Below are 358 nucleotides of genomic sequence, written 5' to 3'. Positions count from 1 at the left end.
CACCAGGGGCGGGCCGCCGAGGAACACCGTGGCGCGCTCCTTGACCATGATCACGTGGTCGGACATGCCGGGGACGTACGCGCCACCGGCCGTCGAGTTGCCGAAGACGACCGCGATGGTCGGGATCCCGGCCGCGGACAGCCGTGTCAGGTCCCGGAAGATGGCGCCCCCGGGGATGAAGATCTCCTTCTGGGAGGGAAGATCGGCGCCGCCGGACTCGACGAGGTTGATGCAGGGCAGCCGGTTGGCGAGCGCGATGTCGTTGGCGCGCAGGGCCTTTTTCAGCGACCAGGGATTGCTCGCGCCGCCGCGCACGGTCGGGTCGTTGGCGGTGATCAGACACTCCACGCCCTCGACC

The 358-nt window shown here is 69.6% G+C and carries 1 protein-coding gene; it reads right to left on the bottom strand.

Going from position 1 to position 358, the window contains the following annotated elements; all coding sequences use genetic code 11:
• A partial coding sequence (locus ACLZOT_RS50630; protein WP_416976073.1) for a carboxyl transferase domain-containing protein occupies positions 1–358 on the bottom strand: 358 nt, incomplete at both ends.

Source organism: Streptomyces sp. 4F14 (genome assembly GCF_048159485.1).
GTDB lineage: Bacteria > Actinomycetota > Actinomycetes > Streptomycetales > Streptomycetaceae > Streptomyces.
Note: the sequence above shows the minus strand (reverse complement) of the source record. Positions and strands in the feature narration are given on the sequence as shown.